This is a genomic window from Rhizobium sp. BT-226, from assembly GCF_025847085.2.
GTDB lineage: Bacteria > Pseudomonadota > Alphaproteobacteria > Rhizobiales > Rhizobiaceae > Rhizobium > Rhizobium sophorae.
This window is the reverse complement of sequence record NZ_JAOYTI010000003.1, coordinates 744,515-763,928: the sequence shown is the minus strand read 5'-3', so window position 1 is coordinate 763,928 and position 19,414 is coordinate 744,515. Positions and strand designations below refer to the sequence as shown.

Sequence of the window (19,414 nt, the reverse complement as noted above, 5' to 3'; positions counted from 1 at the left end):
TATTGGCGGTTGAGTGCCTAGTTGCGTCTAAGGCGTAGTTGCCTTTCTTCTTCCTGCTCCCCGAGTGCGCTTGCGGCTCGGGGTTACTTCATCCGACAACCGGTTTTCCCCCGGCGTGTCGAATTCCTGCGGGGCGGCCTCTTCGGCATTCAGGCCGAAGCCCTGGCCGTCGTAACCGATCGTGATCCCCATAATTTTTTTCCCGGCCGCGACGGCATCGAGGAAAAACGTCGAAAGAACGGGCAGAAGGTCGCGCGCGATCATGACCTCGATCGCGCGAGCGCCCATCTCGCTGGTGCGGGCGCGCGAAATCAACGCGTCGCGGGCTTGCGGCGACAGTGAAAGCGTCGTCCCGTAGGTCGTCCCGATCCGCTCGCGGATGCGGCCGATCTGGATATCGACGATGCCGGAAAGCGTCTCAGTGCCGAGCGGCATGAAGGGCAGCACGGTCGTGCGGCCGAGGAAGGCCGGCTTGAAATGCTTCTGCAACTCCGGCAGCAATAAGCCTTCCAGTGCATCCGCCTCCGGCATCGTCTCGGGATCGGCGGCAAGGGCCGCGATCATCTCCGAACCGGTATTCGCCGTCATGACGATGGTGGTGTTCCTGAAATCGATGTCCCGGCCTTCGCCGTCGCGCAGCGTTCCCTTGTCGAACACCTGGTAGAAGATTTCCTGAACACCCGGATGCGCCTTGTCGATCTCGTCGAGCAGCAGCACGCCATAGGGCCTGCGCCTCACCGCTTCGGTGAGCACGCCGCCTTCGCCGTAACCGACATAACCGGGCGGCGAGCCGAGGAGCATGGAAATCTTATGCTCCTCCTTGAACTCGGACATGTTGATGGTCGTGAGGTACCGGCTGCCGCCATAGAGCATGTCGGCGAGCGAAAGCGCAGTTTCGGTCTTGCCGGTGCCGGACATGCCGACCAGCAGGAAGACGGCCGGCGGCCGGCGCGGATCGGAAAGGCCGGCGCGGGCCGCCCGCATGGCCGAAGCGATCCGCTCGATCGCCGCATCCTGACCAAGCACCCGCTCCTTCAGCCGGGCATCGAGCGTCTTGACCGTCTCGATCTGGTCCGACAGCAGCTTGCCGACCGGAATTCCGGTCCAGCGGGCAACGACGGCGGCAACGATCTCCTTGTCGACGACGCGCGGCAGGAGCGGCGTTTGATCCGCGACTGTCGCCAGGCTCCGCTCCGTCGCCGCAAGCGCCGCGCGTGCGCTCTCGGCAGTCATGGTCTGCGATGGGAAAGGCGCTACATTCGTGCCGTCGCCCGTATTGTCGGCCGGCGCCAGCGGGACGACGGCGTCGTCGGGCGAGAAAAACTCCTCCAGCCGGTCAGCCTCCCGGACGAGCCGGTTTTCTTCGTCGAATTTCGACCGGAGCGCCTCGATCTCCAGAACGATCTGCTGCTGCTTGCCGGCGATTTCGTCGAGCCGGGCACGCTTTTCCGACGTCTCCGGTTCGCGTGCGAGCCAGCTCGACTCGGTTTCCAGAAGATCGCGCTCGTCCGCGAGCAATTTCAGCGCCTCCGGGGTCGTCTGGCGTGCCAGTGCCACCGCAGCAGCTGCCGTGTCGATCAGGCTGATCGCCTTGTCGGGAAGCTGCCGATCCGGCAGATAGCGCGCCGAAAGCCGGACGGCGGCGACGATCGCCTCGTCGCGGATGCGGACCTTGTGATGGGTTTTCAGGCCTTCCGCCACGCCGCGTAGCATGCGGATTGCGGCTTCTTCGTCCGGCTCGCGGACATGCACGGTCTGGAAGCGGCGAGTAAGTGCGGCATCCTTTTCGATGAAGCGCTTGTATTCGCCCCAGGTCGTTGCCGCGATCGTGCGCAGTTCACCGCGCGCCAAAGCGGGCTTCAGGATATTGGCGGCATCACCTTGTCCCGCCTGCCCGCCGGCGCCGATCAGCCCATGCGCCTCGTCTATGAACAGAATGATCGGTTCGGGCGAGGTCTTCACTGCATCGACTACGCCATGCAGACGCCGTTCGAACTCGCCTTTGACGCCGGCGCCTGCCTGCAAGAGGCTCAGGTCCAAGAGCAGCAGCCTCACGTCCTTCAACCGGGCCGGCACGTTACCGGCGGCGATCTCCAGCGCCAATGCTTCCGCCACCGCGGTCTTGCCGACACCCGCCTCGCCGACGAGGATCGGATTGTTCTGCCGCCGGCGCATCAGGATATCGATCAACTGTCGCAGTTCACCATCGCGACCGATGACCGGGTCGGTTCGGCCCGCACGGGCATCCGCGGTCATGTCATGGGTGTAGAGCCGCAGGAATTCATTGTCCCCCGAGACGTTCGCAGACGAGGCGGCGGGCATAGAAAGCTCACCCGACGGGCCTGTCGCCGCCGTCTCCAGCAACTTCTCGAGCGTCGCTCTGTCGAGATTGCGTATCGACGGGGCAATGCCCCGCATCACGGCCCGCAATGCCGGCTCATTGATCAGCGCGGCAAGCAGATCGGCCAGCTGCACGACATTCCGCCCGCACTGCAGCGATGCAACCAGAAAGGATTCCCGCCCGAGGGCAAGCAGGTTCGGGGAGAGCGCGAGCGAGGCGCCATCCTCCCGCGGGATGTCGGCGATTGCCGCGTCGAGCTCGGTTCGCAGCATCTCCGAGGAGAGCTTGAGCTCTTCGAAAACGGCAGAGAATCCTGCGATATCAAGAAGGGAGCGAAGCCAGTGCGCGATATCGACCACGGCATGCTGATGCCGCACGGCAAGCGAAGCCGCTGTCTCAAGACCGACACGTAAATTGGGCTCAAGCGTTCTAATCAGACGATTGAGATCGATATGGGGCATCCGCCAGTCCTGTCTTTACGTCGAAATTCAGTACGCTCTCCCGATGCGAAGAAACAACTAGGGCGCTCATAAACCCTTGTCCAGAAGAAAAACGACTCTATTTTGAAAAATGAGCATATCGAAAGTCGTCATAAATCCGTCATCATCCTTCTGTGGTTGACAAGCCAATATGAGCCGCCCAAAATAGCCATTCTCGGCAGTATTCTCTGCATTTTTAGGAATTTAACCGCGTGAACGTTAGAGAAATTATAGATCCACTTGAAAAAGATCGCCCGTGCGGAGAAAACGTGCGGATTAATACTGTATCACGCGAAATATACTATAAGATTAAAGACGCGAGAAACGCCGCTCGTACAGCCGAACGTAGTATTATCCCAGGTGAGACTATTGCGATTGCACCTGCCTGGCATGATGTTAGCAATCTTGGATTGCAGATCCTTTCTTCCAGAAGCAAGGACATCGAAGTATTGGCATGGCTCGCAGAGGCGCAGTTGCGGCTGCGGGGGTTCTCAGGATTGCATGACGTCTACGTCGCAACCGTGTCGCTTTTAGACAAGTATTTCGACGCTTTGCATTCGATCGGAGATAGTGATTTCGAGGAACGGTTCGCGCCCTTCGCGGGCCTGAACGGTGTTGGCGGCGAAGGAACGCTCATCCAGGCTATTCGTTTGACATCGTTGATCCCGGGCGGAAAGTTCGCCCAGTTTTCGCTTTGGGATTTCCAGCTTTCGCAGCGGCCGAACGAAACCGAACGGCGCAAGGAATTGCAGCAGGCGGCGGCGGAAGCCGGTGTCGCTCAGATGTCAGCCTATCTCGGCGTGCTGACCGGGTGCATCGCCGCATTCGATCGCATGGTCGAAATACTTGACGAACACTGCGGCGACCAGGCGCCACCGAGTTCGAATACACGCAATGTGTTGCAGGAGGCGGCATCCGCAATCCGGATGCTCGCTGGCATCGAAGCGCCGACCGAAGCGCCCTTGGCCGCTCCGCAAGCCCTTGCCTCGCAAAGATCCGAGCCACTGCCGGCGAGCGAAACCGACGTGTCCGAGGCCATCGGCCTGCAGCCTGTCAGTGCCGAGCCGATTCGTTCGCGGGAAGAGGCCTTCGAACTTCTGATCGCCGTTGCGCGCTATTTCCGCCGCACGGAGCCCCATTCACCGATCTCCATGTCGATCGAGACGCTGGTGCGTCGCGGCCGCATGGATTTTTTCGAGCTTCTTGCCGAGCTCCTGCCCGAACAGCAGACGCGCAACGCGGTGCTGACGGCAGCCGGCATCCAGCCCGTAGCCGACAAGGGAGGCTAACGGCACGCCGCAGCATCCTCAATGGACAATCCGCCGATAGGACGAAGGAGAATCTCGATGGCAAGTGTGCATGAGAAACTGGAACGGGTTCGCAAACCGCGAGTCCACATCAAATACGAAGTGGAAACCGAAGGCGCGATGGTGGTGAAGGAACTGCCCTTCGTCGTCGGCGTGCTCGGCGACTTCTCCGGAAATCCCACGCAGCAGCTCAAGCCTTTCGGCGAGCGCAAGTTCGTACAGGTCGACCGCGACAACTTCGACGACGTCATGCGCCGCATGACGCCGGGCCTTACCATTTCGGTCGAGAACACCCTCGAGAAAAACGGAACCGAGCTTCCCGTTTCGCTGAAATTCGAAAGCATGGCCGATTTCGAACCCGGCGCGGTCGTCGATCAGGTGCCGGCGCTGAAGGCCCTGCTCAACGCGCGCAACCAGCTGCGCGACCTGATGAGCAAGGCGGACCGCTCCGAAGAGCTCGAGCGCCTGCTCGAGGACATCCTGCAGAACAAGGCCGATCTTTCGCAGCTGGTCGCCCAGCTTAGCGGCGACAAAGCCGAAGAGGCGAAGGACGCATTGAACTGAGTGCCTGGGATCGCGGACCGATCGCGGCCCGCGCGCTCCATTCCTGAAGAGTCGTTGTCCGGCAGCGGCCCCTTTCGAAGGGAACCCCTCATGCTTCGAGGGCCGCCGCTTTCGCAAAAAGGATCGATAGATGACCGCCGAAACGCAATTGCAAACAAAGGAAGACGTAGGCTTCGCGCCTGATGAGAACCTGCTCTCGAAGGTCGTTGCGGCAACCCGCCAGACCGAGCCCGACCGTGCCCAGGACCTTCTGCGCACCCTTACCGATCAAGCCCTGAAGGGCACCGTCACCTATGATCGCAACCTGACGATCACCTTGAACAATGCCATTGCCGAAATCGACAAGGCGATATCAAGCCAGCTCGCCGCCATCATGCAGTCGCCTGAGTTCACCAAGCTCGAAGGCGCCTGGCGCGGCCTGAACTATCTTGTCAAGAACAGCGAGACCAGCGCCAATCTGAAGATCCGCGTGCTCAATGCATCCAAGCGCGATGTCGCCAAGGATCTGGCAAAGGCCGTCGAATTCGACCAGTCGCGGCTCTTCAAGTCGGTCTATGAAGACGAGTTCGGCACGCCGGGTGGCGAACCGATGGGCGCACTGATCGGCGATTTCGAATTCGACAATTCCTTCGACGACGTCCAGCTGCTGCAGGGCGTCTCGATGATTGCCGCAGCCGCCTTCGCGCCGTTCATCTCGGCCGCCAGCCCGCGCATGTTCGGCTTCGAGGATTTCCGGGAGCTCGCAAAACCCCGCGATCTCGAGAAGATCTTCGAGACGGTGGAATACGCCAAGTGGCGGAGCCTGCGCGAGAGCGATGATTCCCGCTTCGTGACGCTCGCCATGCCACGTGTGCTCGCCCGCATGCCCTATGGCCCGAAGACCAGCCCGATCGAGGAGTTCAACTTCGACGAAACCGGCGGTTCCAAGACCGGCGAGCTGTCGCACGGTTCCTACTGCTGGATGAACGCAGCCTATGTGATGGGTACGCGTCTCACCGAGGCCTTCGCCAAGAACGGCTGGTGCACCGCCATTCGCGGGGCGGAAAACGGCGGCAAGGTCGAAGGGCTGCCGATGCACATCTTCTCGAGCGACGACGGCGATCTGGATCTGAAATGCCCGACGGAAGTCGGTATCACCGATCGCCGCGACGCCGAACTCGGCAAGCTCGGCTTCCTGCCGCTCTGCCATTACAAGAATACGGACTATGCCGTGTTCTTCGGCGCGCAGACCGCGCACAAGCCGAAGCTCTACGACCGGCCCGAGGCGACTGCCAATGCCGCCGTTTCAGCCCGTCTGCCCTATATGATGGCGACCTCGCGCTTCGCCCATTATCTCAAGGTCATGGGCCGCGATAAGATCGGCTCCTTCATGGAAGCGGAGGATTGCGAAGCCTGGCTCAATCGCTGGATCTCCAACTATGTCAACGCCAATGACGACGCCGGCGAAGAGTCACGGGCGAAATATCCGCTGCGGGAAGCAAAAGTCACCGTACAGGAAATCCCCGGCAGGCCAGGCGCCTACAACGCCGTGGCCTGGATGCGCCCGTGGCTGCAGATGGAGGAATTGACCACCTCGCTGCGCATGGTCGCCCGGATTCCCTCGAAGAACTGATGAAAGCAGGGTTAGGCGCGGCGGCTTGCCGCCGCGCAACCATCCTTGCGTTCGAAACATTTGTGTCAGGTTGACGATGGGTTCCAGCACCGAATGGCGGCGCCGGGCGGATCAGCTGATTACGCTGATCGACGAAGCGCTGAACAGGCAAGTCAATGCCATCCTCCACCATCCCGATTTTCAGGCGATGGAGGCGAGATGGCGTGGCCTTGCCATGCTCGTGCGCGAGGCTAGCCGCAGCGGCGAGGTCAAGGTCAAGCTTCTCGGCGTCAGCTGGAGCGAGCTCACACGCAGCATGGAGCGCGCCAGCGACTTCGACCAAAGCCACCTCTTCGAACTGATCTACAGCCGCGAGTTCGGCATGCCGGGCGGCGAACCCTTCGGTCTGCTGGTCGGCGATTATTATCTTTCTCCGGCCGATCCGGCCGGCGGCGATCCGGTCAGCACACTGTCGCAGATCGGCATGGTGGCAGCCGCCGCCTTCTGCCCCTTCGTCGCAGGCGCCTCACCGCTGGCAATCGGGCTTGAAGACTTTCACGAGCTGAACCGGGTCAACGACTTTTCCTGGCTTGCCAATGAGACGGCCCGCATCCGCTGGAACGGTCTCCGCGCGCGTGAGGATTCGCGTTTCCTCGGACTTGTCGCCCCGCGCATCCTGATGCGCTCGCCGCTTACGCCTCATGCACGCAATCGCAATGACGGCTTTCCCTTCCGCGAAAGCATTGCTAGCAACGGCAGTTCGCTTCTCTGGGGCAACGCCGCTTTCGCTTTTGCGACCGTCGTCATCCGAAATTTTGTCGATTCCGGATGGTTCGCGGATATCCGCGGCGTCACGCAGGACGCTATCGACGGTGGCCTGCTGAGTGCAGCGGAACTGCCGCCCTACGATTTCGGCACCGAAAGCAACGGACTATCAGCCCAGGCACCGGTGGAAATCCACCTGACCAGCGGCCAGGAGCAGCAGCTCTGCGAGCTCGGCATCATCCCTGCCGCGACCACCTATCTCTCCTCTTCGGCGATTTTCAATTCCAACCAGTCGCTGCATGCGCCGCCGCACTATTCCAACGAACATGCACGCCAGAACGCCCGCCTCGCCGCCATGCTGCAATATGTGCTCTGCGCGTCGCGCTTCTCGCACTATCTCAAGGTCATCATGCGCGACGAAATCGGCCAGCTTGCCGATGCGATCTCGATCGAGCGGAAGCTCGCGGACTGGCTGACCGCCTATACGCTCGGCAACGACGATGCCGACATCGCGCTGCGTACCCGCTTTCCCCTGCGCTCGGCCGGCATCGGCGTCGCCGAGATTCCGGGCAAGCCCGGCAGTTTCTCGTGCACGGTCAGGCTGCAGCCGCATTTCCAGCTCGATGACGTTGCCACGAGCTTCCATCTCATCGCCGAGACCGCGACCACGGGCCAGATCCTGAGCCGCCCCGTTGCCATACCCGAGAGGATGTCCGCATGACGCTTTCCGCCAGCATCGCCCAATCGCTCAGCGACAACGCCCTCGATGACGCGATCGAGGAGGTCAAGGCTCATCTGAAGGTCAAGCCCTCGGATCAGGAGGCGCGGCATCTCTATATCGATCTTCTCGTGCTTGCCGGCGATTACCAGCGGGCGGACAATCAGTGCAGCCTTGCTGCCACCCTCTCACCCGACGCGACGATGGGCTTCGCCTTGCTGCGCAACGAGCTTCGGGCGATGGCGGCGCGCGACGCCTGGTTCGAAAGCGGCGCCCTGCCGGAATTTCCACAGGGGCCGAGCGAACTCGACAAGCTCGCCGTCCGCCTCGGCATCGCCCATCGCGGCGGGGATGCGGATGAGGCGAGGACCACGCTCGATGCGCTCGAGAAGCTGAGGGGCGAACGTCCGTTGATCTGGAACGGCAAGGCGGTCTCCGACTTCCGCGACCTCGACGACCGGACACCGCATGCCCTGGAAGTCATCATGACCGGCGGCGGCTATCTGTGGATCGATTTTTCCAAGATCGCAGCCCTCTCGATAGAGCCGATTGCCCGTCCGCGCGATCTGGCCTTCCGCCGCGCCGAGCTGTCGCTCATCGACGGCGCAGCCGCGTCGGTCCTTCTGCCGGCGGTCTATCATGGCACCGGCCAGGATGCGACGCTCAGGCTTGGCCGTGAGACCGAATGGATCGAGGAACCTACAGGCATCACCACCGGCCGCGGCCAGCGCTGCTACCTCGCCGGCGACGAACTGGTTTCCTTCCATGACACCCAAAGTCTGGAGATCGTGCCGGCAACGGCTGCTGGCAGGCAGGTTGCGCATGGTTGATCCCCTCGAACGCTACCGGCTGCGCGACCGCGTCCTTGCCCGCTCGATCCTCGACAGGTTGATCGACGAGGCTCCGGATCGCGCCGTCGATCCGCCGATGAGCTTCGTCGATCAGGTCCGCGACGTCAGGGAGGCTATCCGCCGCGATCTCGAGGCGCTGCTCAACACGCGGCGCTGCCCGGCAACGCCACCGGCGGCACTTTCCGAACTCAAGGACGCCCTGGTGAGCTATGGCGTCGACGGCATCGTCTCCGCAAATCTGATGACCGACCAAGCCAAGCTCAAGCTTGCCGCAGCGATCGAACGGCGGATCGCGCTGTTCGAGACACGGCTCGCCGATGTGAGGGTGACGATCCTGAAAAGCCGGACGATGACCGAACGGGCGCTGCGCATGCGCATCCAGGCGACCTTCCGCCTGCATGAAGGCATGCCGCCGATCAGCTTCGAGTCGACCATCGATCCCTCGACCCAGCGCTTCCTCGTGGAGGCGGCGCATGGCTGAAGGTTTCCTGCACCGTTACAATGAGGAATTGCTCGCGCTCCGCCGCCGGGCCGCACGCTTTGCCGATGCCTTCCCGAAGATCGCCGGCCGCCTGCGCATGACCGGCGACGTCGCCGACGATCCGCATGTGGAGCGCCTGATCCAGAGTTTTGCTTATTCGGCCGCCCGCGTCCGCCAGAAGCTGGACGACGAGTTTCCCGAGCTGACCGACGGTCTCCTCGAAACGCTCTACCCCCATTATCTGGCGCCGCTGCCCTCGATGAGCATCGTCAAGTTCCGGCCGAGTGATACGCTCGCCTCGGTCCAGACCGTGCCGCGCCATACGGAAGTCCTGGCCGAGCCGGTGAGAGGGGAAGCTTGCCGCTTCCGCACCACCCAGGATGTCGAGATCGCGCCGATCGAAATCACCGGTGCTAATCTCTCCGGCCAGCCGATCAATGCGCCGCTTTCGCCCTATGCCGGCGTTGCCGGTTGCCTCAGGCTGTCCATCCGCTCTCTCGATGCTCGAAAGCCTGTCGGCAGCCTTGGCATGAGCCGACTGCGCCTGCACATTCCGTCCCCCTGGCAGCAGGCGGTGGCGATCTACGAACTGCTTGCCAATCACACGCTCGGCATCGCCCTTGCCAAACATGCGGACGACCGGTCGCCGGTCTTCCTGCCGGCTGGGAACCTCAAACCGGTCGGCTTCGAGCCCGAAGAGGCCATGCTGCCCTACCCGGCCCCAAGCTTCACCGGCTACCGGCTGCTGACCGAATTCTTCGCCCTGCCCAGGAAGTTTCTCTTTCTCGACATCGAAGGGCTCGATGCCTGGACGGGCGAGACACTGGAGCTCTTCATCTATCTCAAGGAAAGCGACGCCAAGCTGGAGCGCGCGGTGTCGGTCCGCGACTTCGCGCTCAACGCAACGCCTATCGTCAATCTCTTCCGTCAGGTCTGCGAGCCGATCGCCATCGACGGCACCCGCACGGAATACCGTCTCCTGCCCGATGCGCGGCGCCAGAAGACCCGAGAGATCTATTCGATCGATCGCGTTCTGCTGACCGGATCGCGCGGCCAGGAAGAATTCTGCCAGCCGTTCTTCGGACGGTCGCAACGGGCAGGCACGAGCGCGACCTACTGGCAGGCCTATCGCCGTTTCGATGAAGACGACAGGACCAGCGACATGGACATCGCCTTCGTCGACAGGCAGCGCCTCTCTTCAGGCCCCGTCGATGCGGTCGCAAGCGTCGATACGCTCTGCCTCAACCGCGACCTGCCGGAACAGCTTCCCTTCGGCGGAGGCCATCCATTCCTGCAGCTCGCTTCCGGCCATGAGGCTGTCGCCAGCGTCGAAGCCCTGATCCCGCCGACGCCGTCGGTCAGGATGAACGATCAGGAAGGGCGGAACTGGCGGCTGATGTCGCATCTCATCCTCAACCACCTGTCACTCTTCGACAATGACGGTGCGGCGCTGAAGGATATCCTGTCGCTCTACGCCTTCCGGGATAGCCCCGAGACCAAACAATTCGTCGATGCGCTCGTCAGGATCAAGGCCACCAATTCGACCGCCCGCCTCGGCAGCGGCGGCATGGTGCCCGGCACCGAGATCGCGCTTGAATTCGATCCGGCAGCCATCGACCGCCCCTCGGCCTTCCTGTTCGGAAGCGTGCTCGACCGTTTCTTCAGTCTCTATACCTCGGTCAACAGCTTCACCCGGCTCGTGATCGGCATGAAGGGGCAATCGAGGCCGATCGCCCGCTGGCCGGCACGCGCCGCCGAGCGCCCGCTGCTCTAAGGAAGGACCGCTCTTAAATCATGGATCTCCCTGTCGCCCGCAAACCAGACGCCCTTGCCGATCTGCTCGAACGCGACCCCGGCCGCTTCGAGCCGGTGACGGCCTTTCGCGTCGCGCAGGTTTCGGTGGGGGAAGGACGGCTGGATGTCGCCTCGCATGTCGGCGTCTCGCCGGCGCCTCTTGCCGTCAGCGGATACAAGCGCAAGGGCGGTCGTGCCACCGTCCGCAGTGCGCTTGCCGGCCTCGTCGGGGCGCTCGGCTCGATGCCGTCGGCCTATAACGATCTCGTCATGCGCGAGGAGCGCAACCGGTCGCGAGCGCTGGCGGGCTTCTTCGACATGTTTAGCGCGCGGATGGCGGAACTCTTCGCCGACGCCTGCGAGAAATACCGCATCGCCCGGCGGCTGCGATGGGGCGGCAGATGGGCAAACAACGCCTTCGTCACCACGCTCCTGTCACTCACGGGCTTCGGCACCAAGCCTCTCGTCGAGAAGAGCGGCGTCGACGAGGAGCTGATCCTGCGTTTCTCGGGCTTCTTTGCCGCGCGCAACCGCAATGCCGTCAATCTCCGCGCCATGCTGCGTGAATTCAGCGGCCTGCCGGTAGAGATCGAATTGTTCCGCGGCCGCTGGCTGACCATCCCGGTGGAGGAGCGCAGCCGTATGGGCCAGCCCCAAGGCGTCCAGCTTGGCGTCAATGCGACGGCAGGTGCGGCGATCCACGATTTCAGCGGCGGCTTTCGCATCGTCATCGGTCCGCTCGGCTATGCCGACTACCTCTCGCTCGCCCCGGGCGGCCGCGCCATCACCGAGCTCTTCGCCCTGACGCGGCTCTATGTCGGCGCGGCGCTCGAATTCGACATACAGGCGATCCTGAAGAAGGAGGACGTTCCCTTCTGCCAGCTCGGACAGGCGGGCGATCCGCCGCGCTTGGGTTGGAACAGCTGGGCGAGGGTCGCGCCGGCGGCAAAGGACAGCGGCGATGCGGTGATCGTCGAACGCCTCTCGGTCCAGGCGCGGTGAGGAGGCGAGGATGCGGCTTGAACTGAAAGAGATCACCAGCGACGCGGCGGCGTCAGGCCGGCCGAAATGGTTCTTCGAACGTGGCCGGCGAACGCTCGGCCGGGCGCCGGATTGCGACTGGCGGCTGCCGGAGGATCGGCGCTCCGTTTCCAAGCTCCATTGCATCATCGAGCGTGACCGCGAAGGCTTCGTGCTGCGCGACCAGAGCGCAAACGGCTCCCGGGTCGACGGCGTCGCCGTGCATGAAGGCCAGATCGTTCGGCTTTCCGACAGGTCGCGGCTGGAAATGGGCGGACTTGCCTTTTCCGTCCACATATCAGGCGACAAGGACCGAGAGATCGAGGATCCCGATGCCGGTCTCTTGCTGAGCGACGAACCGCTGACCATTTCCGCAATCCTGGCCGATATCGCTCCGGGCGGTCACACCGCAAACGGCATCCTTGGCGAGCGTGCGGTCGATGATTGGGGCCTTCCAGAAAGGGCCGGGAACAAGGGAGCGGCCTCATCCCGCAGTGTCGAGATCGGCTGGAGCGGCCCTCCGGAGATCCGTTCAGCCACCCAGCTTCTACCGGAAGACTGGAATGCGGAAGAGACCGAATACGGCAGCCATCTGGAACACGGGTCCGCCACCCATGTCGCCGTACCGATCGCCCAGAGCCGAGCCGCGCCGGTGATCGAGATCGTCAACGACAACGACCCGCAGCCCGAAGCCGAGGAATTTCCATCGTTGACGATCGGCCGGTTCGAAGCCTTCGCGGATCGGCTGGAGCCGCTGCTCGGCCGTCTCGAGGAGGCTGTCGAGAACAACTATGCCGTTTTCGAGATGCATGCGCCGTCCTTCGACAGGCAGCCGGACTTCCTCGCCGGCGGCACGGAGGAGGCGCTGCTTGCCCGCATCGAGGCGCTGCTCGGGCAGCAGCTTACGCTTAATTCCGCGCTCGAGGCTCTCGTTCAGGCAGCGGGCCAGTTGGAGCCGCGCAGCCTGGAAGCGCGTGTCGAGACGGGCGCCTGGCGCCGGGACGGGAATTACTGGCGGGCTTACCGGACGCAATTCGAAAAAGACGGCAAAAGCCGGTCGATTCAGGACTTCTTTCGCGATGCCATGACCGGCGCGATGAACGGCAGAGACGCAGGGCCTCGTCCGCAAGGCGGGCAGGAAGGAAAAGACGCGCATCATGAGGAATGAGAACCGGGTGGCCTGGAGCGAAGGCATGTTCCTTCGCGTGCAGCATTTTCAGCAGGCGGACCGCTGGACCGAGCGGCTCGTGCGCACCGCGACGCACGGCCTGTCGCCCTATCCCTGGGGGGTGGCGGAGATCGGCATCGACCGCGGCGCATTGGCGATCGGTCAATTCGCGCTGTCGAACCTGCGCGGCGTATTGCCTGATGGAACGCCGTTCGAAGCCCCCATCGATACCGATCTGCCGCCGCCGCTCGATCTCGACGAGAACACCAAGAATACGATCGTCTATCTGGCGCTTCCCGCCCGCCAGCCGGGCAAGGCCGATGTGGCGCTGAACGGCGGTGCCGCACGCAACAGCGTCCGGCTCGTAGCCTCGCCCTATGAAGCGCCCGATGCCAATGTCGAGACCGACTTCATGGCGCCGATCGATGTCGGTCGCCTCAGCCTGCGGTATCTGAAGACCGGCGACGAACTCGCCGGCTACGAGCTCATCGGACTTGCCCGTATCATCGAGGTGCGTTCCGACCGGGCGGTGATCCTCGATCCGGACTATATCGTGCCGAGCCTCAACTGCACGGCGGCGGGACGGCTGAACGAATTGATCACCGAACTGCTCGGCATCGTGCGCCACCGCGCCGAGGCCATCGCCGAACGGATCGGCGATCCCACCATTCGAGGAACCGCGGAGGTCGGCGACTATCTGCTGCTGCAGATGCTCAACCGCGCGGATCCGATGCTGAAACACATTTCGGCGAATGCGACGCGGATCCACCCCATGGTCTTTTACGAGACCTGCATCCAGCTTGCCGGCGAGCTCGCCACCTTCACGACCGACCGCAAACGCGCGAGCGACTTCCCGCCTTACCGCCATGACGACCTGAAGGCGACGTTCGCGGCCGTCTTCGACGATCTGCGCGCCTCGCTGTCGTCCGTGCTCGAACAGGCAGCCGTGGCGATCGAGCTGGCCGAACGGCGGCATGGCGTCAGGATCGGCACGATCAACGACCGTTCGCTGCTGAGGGATGCCGGCTTCGTGCTGGCGGTCCGGGCCGAGATGCCGGCCGAAGACGTGCGCCGCAAGCTGCCGGCGCAGATCAAGATCGGCCCGGTCGAGCGCATCGCCGACCTCGTCAACGTCGCGCTGCCAGGCATTCCCGTCCGGCCGCTGCCGGTGCTGCCGCGCCAGCTCCCCTATCGCTCCGGCACCATCTATTTCGAACTCGACACCAAGAACCCGCTTTGGAAACAACTCGACACTTCGGGCGCCATCGCCGTGCATCTCGCCGGCGATTTTCCCGGGCTCGAAATAGAACTGTGGGCCCTTAGAGAATGAAGACCGAACCCGCCTCCACCTGGCAGAACCTGCCGACCATCGTCGAACTCACCGAGGACGGCGCGAAAAAGAAGCAATCCGCCCGCAAGATGGCGGAGATGCTGGATGACGTCCTCGACTTTCCCGAAAGCGAGGGCGCAAAGGCGCCGGCGGGATCGCTTCCGAAGGGTGCCGCGTCCGTCGAAACGCTCGTCCGGGATTTTCGCTTCGGGGCCGAAGACGTGCCGACGCTGGTGCGCTCGGCCGCACCGCTGCTCAACCTTGCCCATGCCCTGCGCTACACGGAAGAGCAGCCTGATATCGACGAGCTGCGCCAGGTGGCGATCGAAGCTGTCGGCCGTTATGAGCGGGATCTCGCGAGTGCGCGCATCAGCCCCGAACGAGCGCGCGCCGCCCATTACGTCGTCTGTGCGACGGTCGACGATGTCGTGCTCAGCAAGGCCTGGGGCGTTCGTGCCGGCTGGGCCCGCTCGGGTCTCGTTTCCACCTTCCATATGGACGTGACCGGCGGCGAACGGGTGTTCGACCTGCTCGACCATTTCCACCAGAGCCCCGGCGCCAACAAGGACCTGCTTCTCCTCATCTATCTCTGCCTGTCGCTTGCCTTCGAGGGCCGTACCCGCGTCTCGCCGCGCGGCGGGTTGGAGCTTGGGCGCATCCGCGACAGTCTCTATAAGACGCTGCTTGGCCAATACGGCGTCTTCGAACGAGAGCTTTCCCCGCATTGGAAGGGCGTTTCAGCCCGGCACCAGCCGTTGCGCACTGCGGCGGCGATCTGGACGCTGCTTTCGCTTCTGACGCTGATCCTGGCGTTCGGCTACCTGTTCTTCACGCTCTCGCTCAATCGCGCCTCCGACGGAACATTCGAGCGGCTCGCCAAGCTGCCGCCGCGCGATATGCCGAGCGTATTGGTCAAGGTTCCGGAGCCTCCTCGGCAGCCGCCGCCTGTTGTCGTCGCCGAAACGCCGCCGCCGCCCCCACCGCCGCAAGTGAAACCGCCGAGCCGGCTCGACAATCTGCTCGCCTTCCTCCAGCCGGAGGTCGAGAAGAAGCTGGTCACGCTTTCGGATTCGAATGGGAGGCTGCTGGTGCGCATCAGCAATTCCGGCCTGTTTGCCACCGGCAGTGCGGAGGTCAGCCAGAGATTCCACGACCTCCTCCAGCGGATCGGCGGCGCGCTGGCCGCAGAGAACTTCCGCGCCGTGGTGGTGGGCTATACCGACAATGTGCCGATCCGCACCGTGCAGTTCCCCTCCAACTGGCACCTTTCCGAAGCCCGCGCCAAGGCGGTCGGCGAAATCCTCAGTTCATTCACCGGGCCAGGTGCGATCCTGACCGAGGGGCGTGCAGACACCGATCCGATCGCCGGCAACGATACGCTGGAGGGCCGGGAGATGAACCGCCGCACCGAGATCCTGGTCCTGACCGATCCGAGCGAACGGTTGAACGATGCAGGCTTGACGACACCGCGTCAGACCGACATGCCGGATGAACCGACGGCGCCTGCCGCAGGAGGTGGTTCGCGATGAACCCGCTCAGTTATTTCTATACGCTCCGCTCCTATGTGGAGGCCTATGCCGGCCTCATCGGCCGCCGCTTCATCTCGATCATCTGGGTGGCGGCAATCTGTGTCGTCATCTGGTTCTACGGCTATCTCGCCGCCTATGGCGACTTCAAGCCGCTGGCGAGCGCCAGCGCGCGGCTGACGCTGATCGGCATCATCCTCGTCGCCTGGCTTACTTACCTCGTCTTCACGACCATCCGCGACCGCCGCCGCGACAAGCAGCTCGTCGATGGTATCGAGCGGGACGCGGAAGCGGAAGCCGCGGCCAGCCAGCAGGCTGAGGTCGGCGAGATCCACGGCCGGCTCAAGGAAGCGCTGCAACTGCTCCGCCGCATTACCAAAAAGCGCTTCGGCTATATCTACGAGCTGCCGTGGTATGTCATCTTCGGCGCGCCGGGTTCCGGCAAGACGACGGCGCTCAGCAATTCCGGCCTCAAGTTCCCGCTCGGCGATGCGCTCGGCAGCAATTCGGTGCAGGGGATAGGCGGCACGCGCAACTGCAACTGGTGGTTCACCGACGAGGCCATCCTCATCGATACGGCCGGGCGCTATACGACGCAGGACGATCTGAACGGCACCGCCAAGGCCGGCTGGGAAGGCTTTCTCGGCCTGCTGCGCAAATACCGCCGTTCGCAGCCGATCAACGGGGCGCTGGTGACGCTGTCGATCGGCGATCTCCTGACGCGCGATCCCGAAGCCCAGCGCGAGGAGATCAGGGCGATCCGCCAGCGGCTGTCCGAACTCGACGAACTCCTGCATGCGCGCGTGCCGGTCTATCTGCTTTTGACCAAGGCCGATCTCCTGACCGGCTTCGTGGAGTTCTTCGACGGCTTCAACAAAAGCGACCGCGAACAGGTCTGGGGCACGACGTTCGGGCTCGACGAGAGCTATAAGGCGGCGAACCTGCCGGAACGCTTCATGGAGGAATTCACCTTGCTGCAGCAGCGCGTCGACGCCATGCTGATCGAACGCCTGCAGCAGGAGCCCAATCCGGAATTGCGCGGCCGCATCTTCCGCTTCCCGGCCGAGCTCACCTCTTTGAAGGAGCGTCTGCACGAGGTCGTCACCGAGCTTTGCTCAGGTTCGAAGCTGGTGGAGGCGCCGCTGCTGCGCGGCATCTATTTCGCCTCCGGCACCCAGAGGGAGGAGACCGTCGCCGTTCCCCGCATGCGGCGCAGCTATTTCCTCTCGCGCCTCTTCAAGGAGGTGATCTTCGGCGAGGCCTCGCTGGTTGCCCGCGACAAGCGGCTTTCGGGGCGGCAGCTGCTCTTCCGCCGCGCGGCCTATGCCGCCACGGTCCTGCTGCTTGCCGTGGTGCTGACCAGCTGGACGGCCACCTACATCCAGAACACCACGGCACTGGCCGGCGCAGAAAGACGTATAGACGCCTACGAACAACTGGTGCGTGGCGTTCCGGTTCGTGACGTGTCGGATGCGGATTTTCTGCGCATCCTGCCGGCGCTCGACAATCTCGCCGCCGTCACCACCGACTTCGGCAAGACCCGCGTCTGGCCGATAAGCCTCGGCCTCGACCAGGAAGGCAAGGTCGCCAGCCGGCAGCGCGAGGCCTATCAGCGGGCGCTGAACACACTGCTCCTGCCGCGCATGCTGGTGCAGCTCCAGAAGGAGATGGCCGAGACCACCGACGTCACCCGGACCTTCGACGCGCTGAAACTCTACGGCATGCTCGGCGGTCTCGGCCCTGTGAATGCGGACTTTGCCTCGCTTGAGGCGGAGGACATGTTCACGAGGCTCTATCCCGACGAAGGCAGGGCCGCGGCCCGGCAGGCGCTGATCACCCATGCCGATGTCATGGCGCGCGGCGCTCTGCCACCGATCGAGCTGGACAAGGCGCTGATCGCCAAGGCGCGCGAGGTCATCCGTTCGCAGAACATCGCCAGCCGCGCCTATGACATCCTGGCGGGATATCGCGAGTCCCGCGCGCTTCCGGCCTGGAGCCCGGCAGGCGCGCTGGGGCCGCTTGGCGAACAGGCTTTCGAGCGGAAGTCGAAGGCGCCGCTCAACGAAGGCATTCCCGGCCTTTTCTCGGCGACCGGTTACCGCACCGGCGTTCTGCCTGGGATCACCGACGCCGCGCGCGAGGCGCTCGACGAACAATGGGTCCGCGGCGATCCCAATCCTGCCGGCGTCACGGTCGATACGATCGCCCAGGCGACGCTGCAACTTTATTTCGACATGTTCGAGCAGCGCTGGTCGACGATCCTCACCGATATCAGGGTGAAGCCCTCCCAGACGATCGGCGATGCGGCGGAAACCACCCGCATCCTGGCGGGCAAGCCCGGTCCGGTCGAGACGATCACCAAATCGATCGTCGCCGCCACCGATCTGCGCCCGCCCGGGGCAGAAATCGCCTCGGCCGCCGGCGACAGCCTGCCAACCTCGACCACGGCGCTCGCGAGCGCAGCGAACGCGCCCGATCCCTTCGGCCGCCTACGCGACGCGCTGAAGGCGCCGGCCGGCCAGTCTCCGCTTCCCGACCAGTCGAAGGATGCGCCGCGGTCGGAGATCGGCCAGCTCGAGCCGATCCTGCAGAGGGTCCAGGAGCAGCTTTCGCGCGCCACGACGTCGACCGCCGAAGTCGCGAAAGTCTTCGACGTCGATAGCCAGCTCACCGACGCCAACCAGGACCTGTTGCAGCAGGCCCGCAAGCTGCCGGCACCCGTCGATACATGGATGGCGGGGCTGGCTGCGGATGTCGGATCGCTGGCCGTCAAATCGGCCCGTTCGCGCATCAGCGATGCCTGGGCCGCCGAAGGCGCCGGCTTCTGCTCGAATGTCGTCGCCGGTCGTTATCCCTTCGACCGGAAATCTCCGCGCGACGTGGCGATGAGCGATTTCGTGCGACTCTTCGGACCGGAGGGACTGTTCAAGACCTTCTTCAAGGAAAAGCTCGAAGCCTTCGTCGACACCAGCGCCTCGCCATGGGGCTGGAAAGGCACGTTCGGAGCAGCCAGCATCCCAAGTGCGGCGATCGCCCAGTTCGAGAATGCCGACAAGATCAACCGCGCCTTCTTCCCGGCCGGCAGCGAGAACCCGTCGATATCCATCAACGTCAAGCCGGTATCGCTGACCGAGGCGGCCAGCGCCGTGATGCTGGAGATCGAAGGCGAACGCGTGGTCTACTTCCATGGTCCGATCCAATCGAAATCGATCACCTGGCCGTCGACCGAAGCCAGCAACGTTTCGCGCCTCGCCTTCCAGCCGGGCGGCTGGCAACAGGCACTGACGGAGAACGGCGACTGGTCGCCCTTCCGACTCTTCGACGATGCCGACCTCGCGATACAAGGCGACGACCTCTTCCGGGCAAAATTCGAGCAGAACGGTCAGACGGCGGAGTTCGACGTGCAGTTCGGTTCGGTGCTCAATCCATTCCGGCTGGAGGCGCTCGGCGCCTTCTCATGCCCGGCGCAATTCTGACCG

General features: G+C 63.6%; 13 protein-coding genes. 12 read left to right on the top strand and 1 reads right to left on the bottom strand.

Annotation, left to right across the window (positions count from 1 at the left end; translation table 11 throughout):
• Positions 1–27 precede the first annotated feature (27 nt).
• Positions 28–2,802 carry a type VI secretion system ATPase TssH gene (gene tssH, locus OIU37_RS23155; RefSeq protein WP_264258756.1) on the bottom strand — a complete coding sequence of 925 codons (2,775 nt, stop codon included), beginning with the start codon at positions 2,800–2,802 and terminating at the stop codon, positions 28–30.
• A gap of 230 nt (positions 2,803–3,032) precedes the next feature.
• Between tssH and tssA the strand changes: the two genes are divergently transcribed.
• The 12 genes from tssA (at position 3,033) to tssM (ending at position 19,411) form a co-directional block, all read left to right on the top strand.
• Complete coding sequence (gene tssA, locus OIU37_RS23150; protein WP_171603657.1) at positions 3,033–4,109, top strand: type VI secretion system protein TssA; 1,077 nt, start codon at positions 3,033–3,035, stop codon at positions 4,107–4,109.
• Positions 4,110–4,166: 57 nt separating this feature from the next.
• The gene (gene tssB / locus OIU37_RS23145; protein ID WP_171603656.1) at positions 4,167–4,691 is read left to right on the top strand and encodes a type VI secretion system contractile sheath small subunit; all 525 of its coding nucleotides are present in this window, start codon (positions 4,167–4,169) and stop codon (positions 4,689–4,691) included.
• Between the two features lie 130 nt (positions 4,692–4,821).
• Positions 4,822–6,303 carry a type VI secretion system contractile sheath large subunit gene (tssC, locus tag OIU37_RS23140; RefSeq protein WP_264258755.1) on the top strand — a complete coding sequence of 494 codons (1,482 nt, stop codon included), beginning with the start codon at positions 4,822–4,824 and terminating at the stop codon, positions 6,301–6,303.
• 76 nt (positions 6,304–6,379) lie between these two features.
• Positions 6,380–7,768, top strand: coding sequence for a type VI secretion system contractile sheath large subunit (gene tssC / locus OIU37_RS23135; RefSeq protein WP_180697228.1), 1,389 nt, complete (start codon positions 6,380–6,382; stop codon positions 7,766–7,768).
• On the top strand, positions 7,765–8,595 hold the full coding sequence (locus tag OIU37_RS23130; RefSeq protein ID WP_171603653.1) for a type VI secretion system accessory protein TagJ: 831 nt from the start codon (positions 7,765–7,767) through the stop codon (positions 8,593–8,595). The genes tssC (OIU37_RS23135) and OIU37_RS23130 overlap by 4 nt, the downstream gene beginning before the upstream one ends.
• Entirely contained in the window at positions 8,588–9,097 is a 510-nt protein-coding gene (gene tssE, locus OIU37_RS23125; protein WP_180697229.1) for a type VI secretion system baseplate subunit TssE, read from the top strand. The genes OIU37_RS23130 and tssE overlap by 8 nt, the downstream gene beginning before the upstream one ends.
• Positions 9,090–10,871: a type VI secretion system baseplate subunit TssF gene (gene tssF / locus OIU37_RS23120; RefSeq protein ID WP_264258754.1), complete on the top strand. Its 1,782-nt coding sequence runs from the start codon at positions 9,090–9,092 to the stop codon at positions 10,869–10,871. Before tssE ends, tssF begins: the two co-directional genes overlap by 8 nt.
• Positions 10,872–10,891: 20 nt before the next feature.
• The gene (gene tssG / locus OIU37_RS23115; protein WP_171603650.1) at positions 10,892–11,893 is read left to right on the top strand and encodes a type VI secretion system baseplate subunit TssG; all 1,002 of its coding nucleotides are present in this window, start codon (positions 10,892–10,894) and stop codon (positions 11,891–11,893) included.
• 10 nt (positions 11,894–11,903) lie between these two features.
• A complete protein-coding gene (locus OIU37_RS23110; protein WP_264258753.1) occupies positions 11,904–13,079 on the top strand; it encodes a type VI secretion system-associated FHA domain protein in 1,176 nt (391 codons plus the stop codon).
• Positions 13,069–14,409 (top strand): type VI secretion system baseplate subunit TssK, encoded by a 1,341-nt coding sequence (tssK, locus tag OIU37_RS23105; RefSeq protein ID WP_264258752.1) that lies wholly within the window; start codon positions 13,069–13,071, stop codon positions 14,407–14,409. Before OIU37_RS23110 ends, tssK begins: the two co-directional genes overlap by 11 nt.
• The gene (gene tssL / locus OIU37_RS23100) at positions 14,406–15,938 is read left to right on the top strand and encodes a type VI secretion system protein TssL, long form (RefSeq protein WP_264258751.1); all 1,533 of its coding nucleotides are present in this window, start codon (positions 14,406–14,408) and stop codon (positions 15,936–15,938) included. Before tssK ends, tssL begins: the two co-directional genes overlap by 4 nt.
• Positions 15,935–19,411, top strand: a complete 3,477-nt coding sequence (tssM, locus tag OIU37_RS23095) for a type VI secretion system membrane subunit TssM (protein ID WP_264258750.1) — start codon at positions 15,935–15,937, stop codon at positions 19,409–19,411. Before tssL ends, tssM begins: the two co-directional genes overlap by 4 nt.
• The last annotated feature ends 3 nt before the right edge of the window (positions 19,412–19,414 follow it).

Excerpts from the sequence above, each read along its gene's own strand:
- tssH (WP_264258756.1), bottom strand. The coding sequence starts at position 2,802 with ATGCCCCATATCGATCTCAATCGTCTGATTAGAACGCTTGAGCCCAAT.
- tssB (WP_171603656.1), top strand. The coding sequence starts at position 4,167 with ATGGCAAGTGTGCATGAGAAACTGGAACGGGTTCGCAAACCGCGAGTC.
- tssC (WP_264258755.1), top strand. The coding sequence starts at position 4,822 with ATGACCGCCGAAACGCAATTGCAAACAAAGGAAGACGTAGGCTTCGCG.
- tssC (WP_180697228.1), top strand. The coding sequence starts at position 6,380 with ATGGGTTCCAGCACCGAATGGCGGCGCCGGGCGGATCAGCTGATTACG.
- OIU37_RS23130 (WP_171603653.1), top strand. The coding sequence starts at position 7,765 with ATGACGCTTTCCGCCAGCATCGCCCAATCGCTCAGCGACAACGCCCTC.
- tssE (WP_180697229.1), top strand. The coding sequence starts at position 8,588 with ATGGTTGATCCCCTCGAACGCTACCGGCTGCGCGACCGCGTCCTTGCC.
- tssF (WP_264258754.1), top strand. The coding sequence starts at position 9,090 with ATGGCTGAAGGTTTCCTGCACCGTTACAATGAGGAATTGCTCGCGCTC.
- tssG (WP_171603650.1), top strand. The coding sequence starts at position 10,892 with ATGGATCTCCCTGTCGCCCGCAAACCAGACGCCCTTGCCGATCTGCTC.
- OIU37_RS23110 (WP_264258753.1), top strand. The coding sequence starts at position 11,904 with ATGCGGCTTGAACTGAAAGAGATCACCAGCGACGCGGCGGCGTCAGGC.
- tssK (WP_264258752.1), top strand. The coding sequence starts at position 13,069 with ATGAGGAATGAGAACCGGGTGGCCTGGAGCGAAGGCATGTTCCTTCGC.
- tssL (WP_264258751.1), top strand. The coding sequence starts at position 14,406 with ATGAAGACCGAACCCGCCTCCACCTGGCAGAACCTGCCGACCATCGTC.
- tssM (WP_264258750.1), top strand. The coding sequence starts at position 15,935 with ATGAACCCGCTCAGTTATTTCTATACGCTCCGCTCCTATGTGGAGGCC.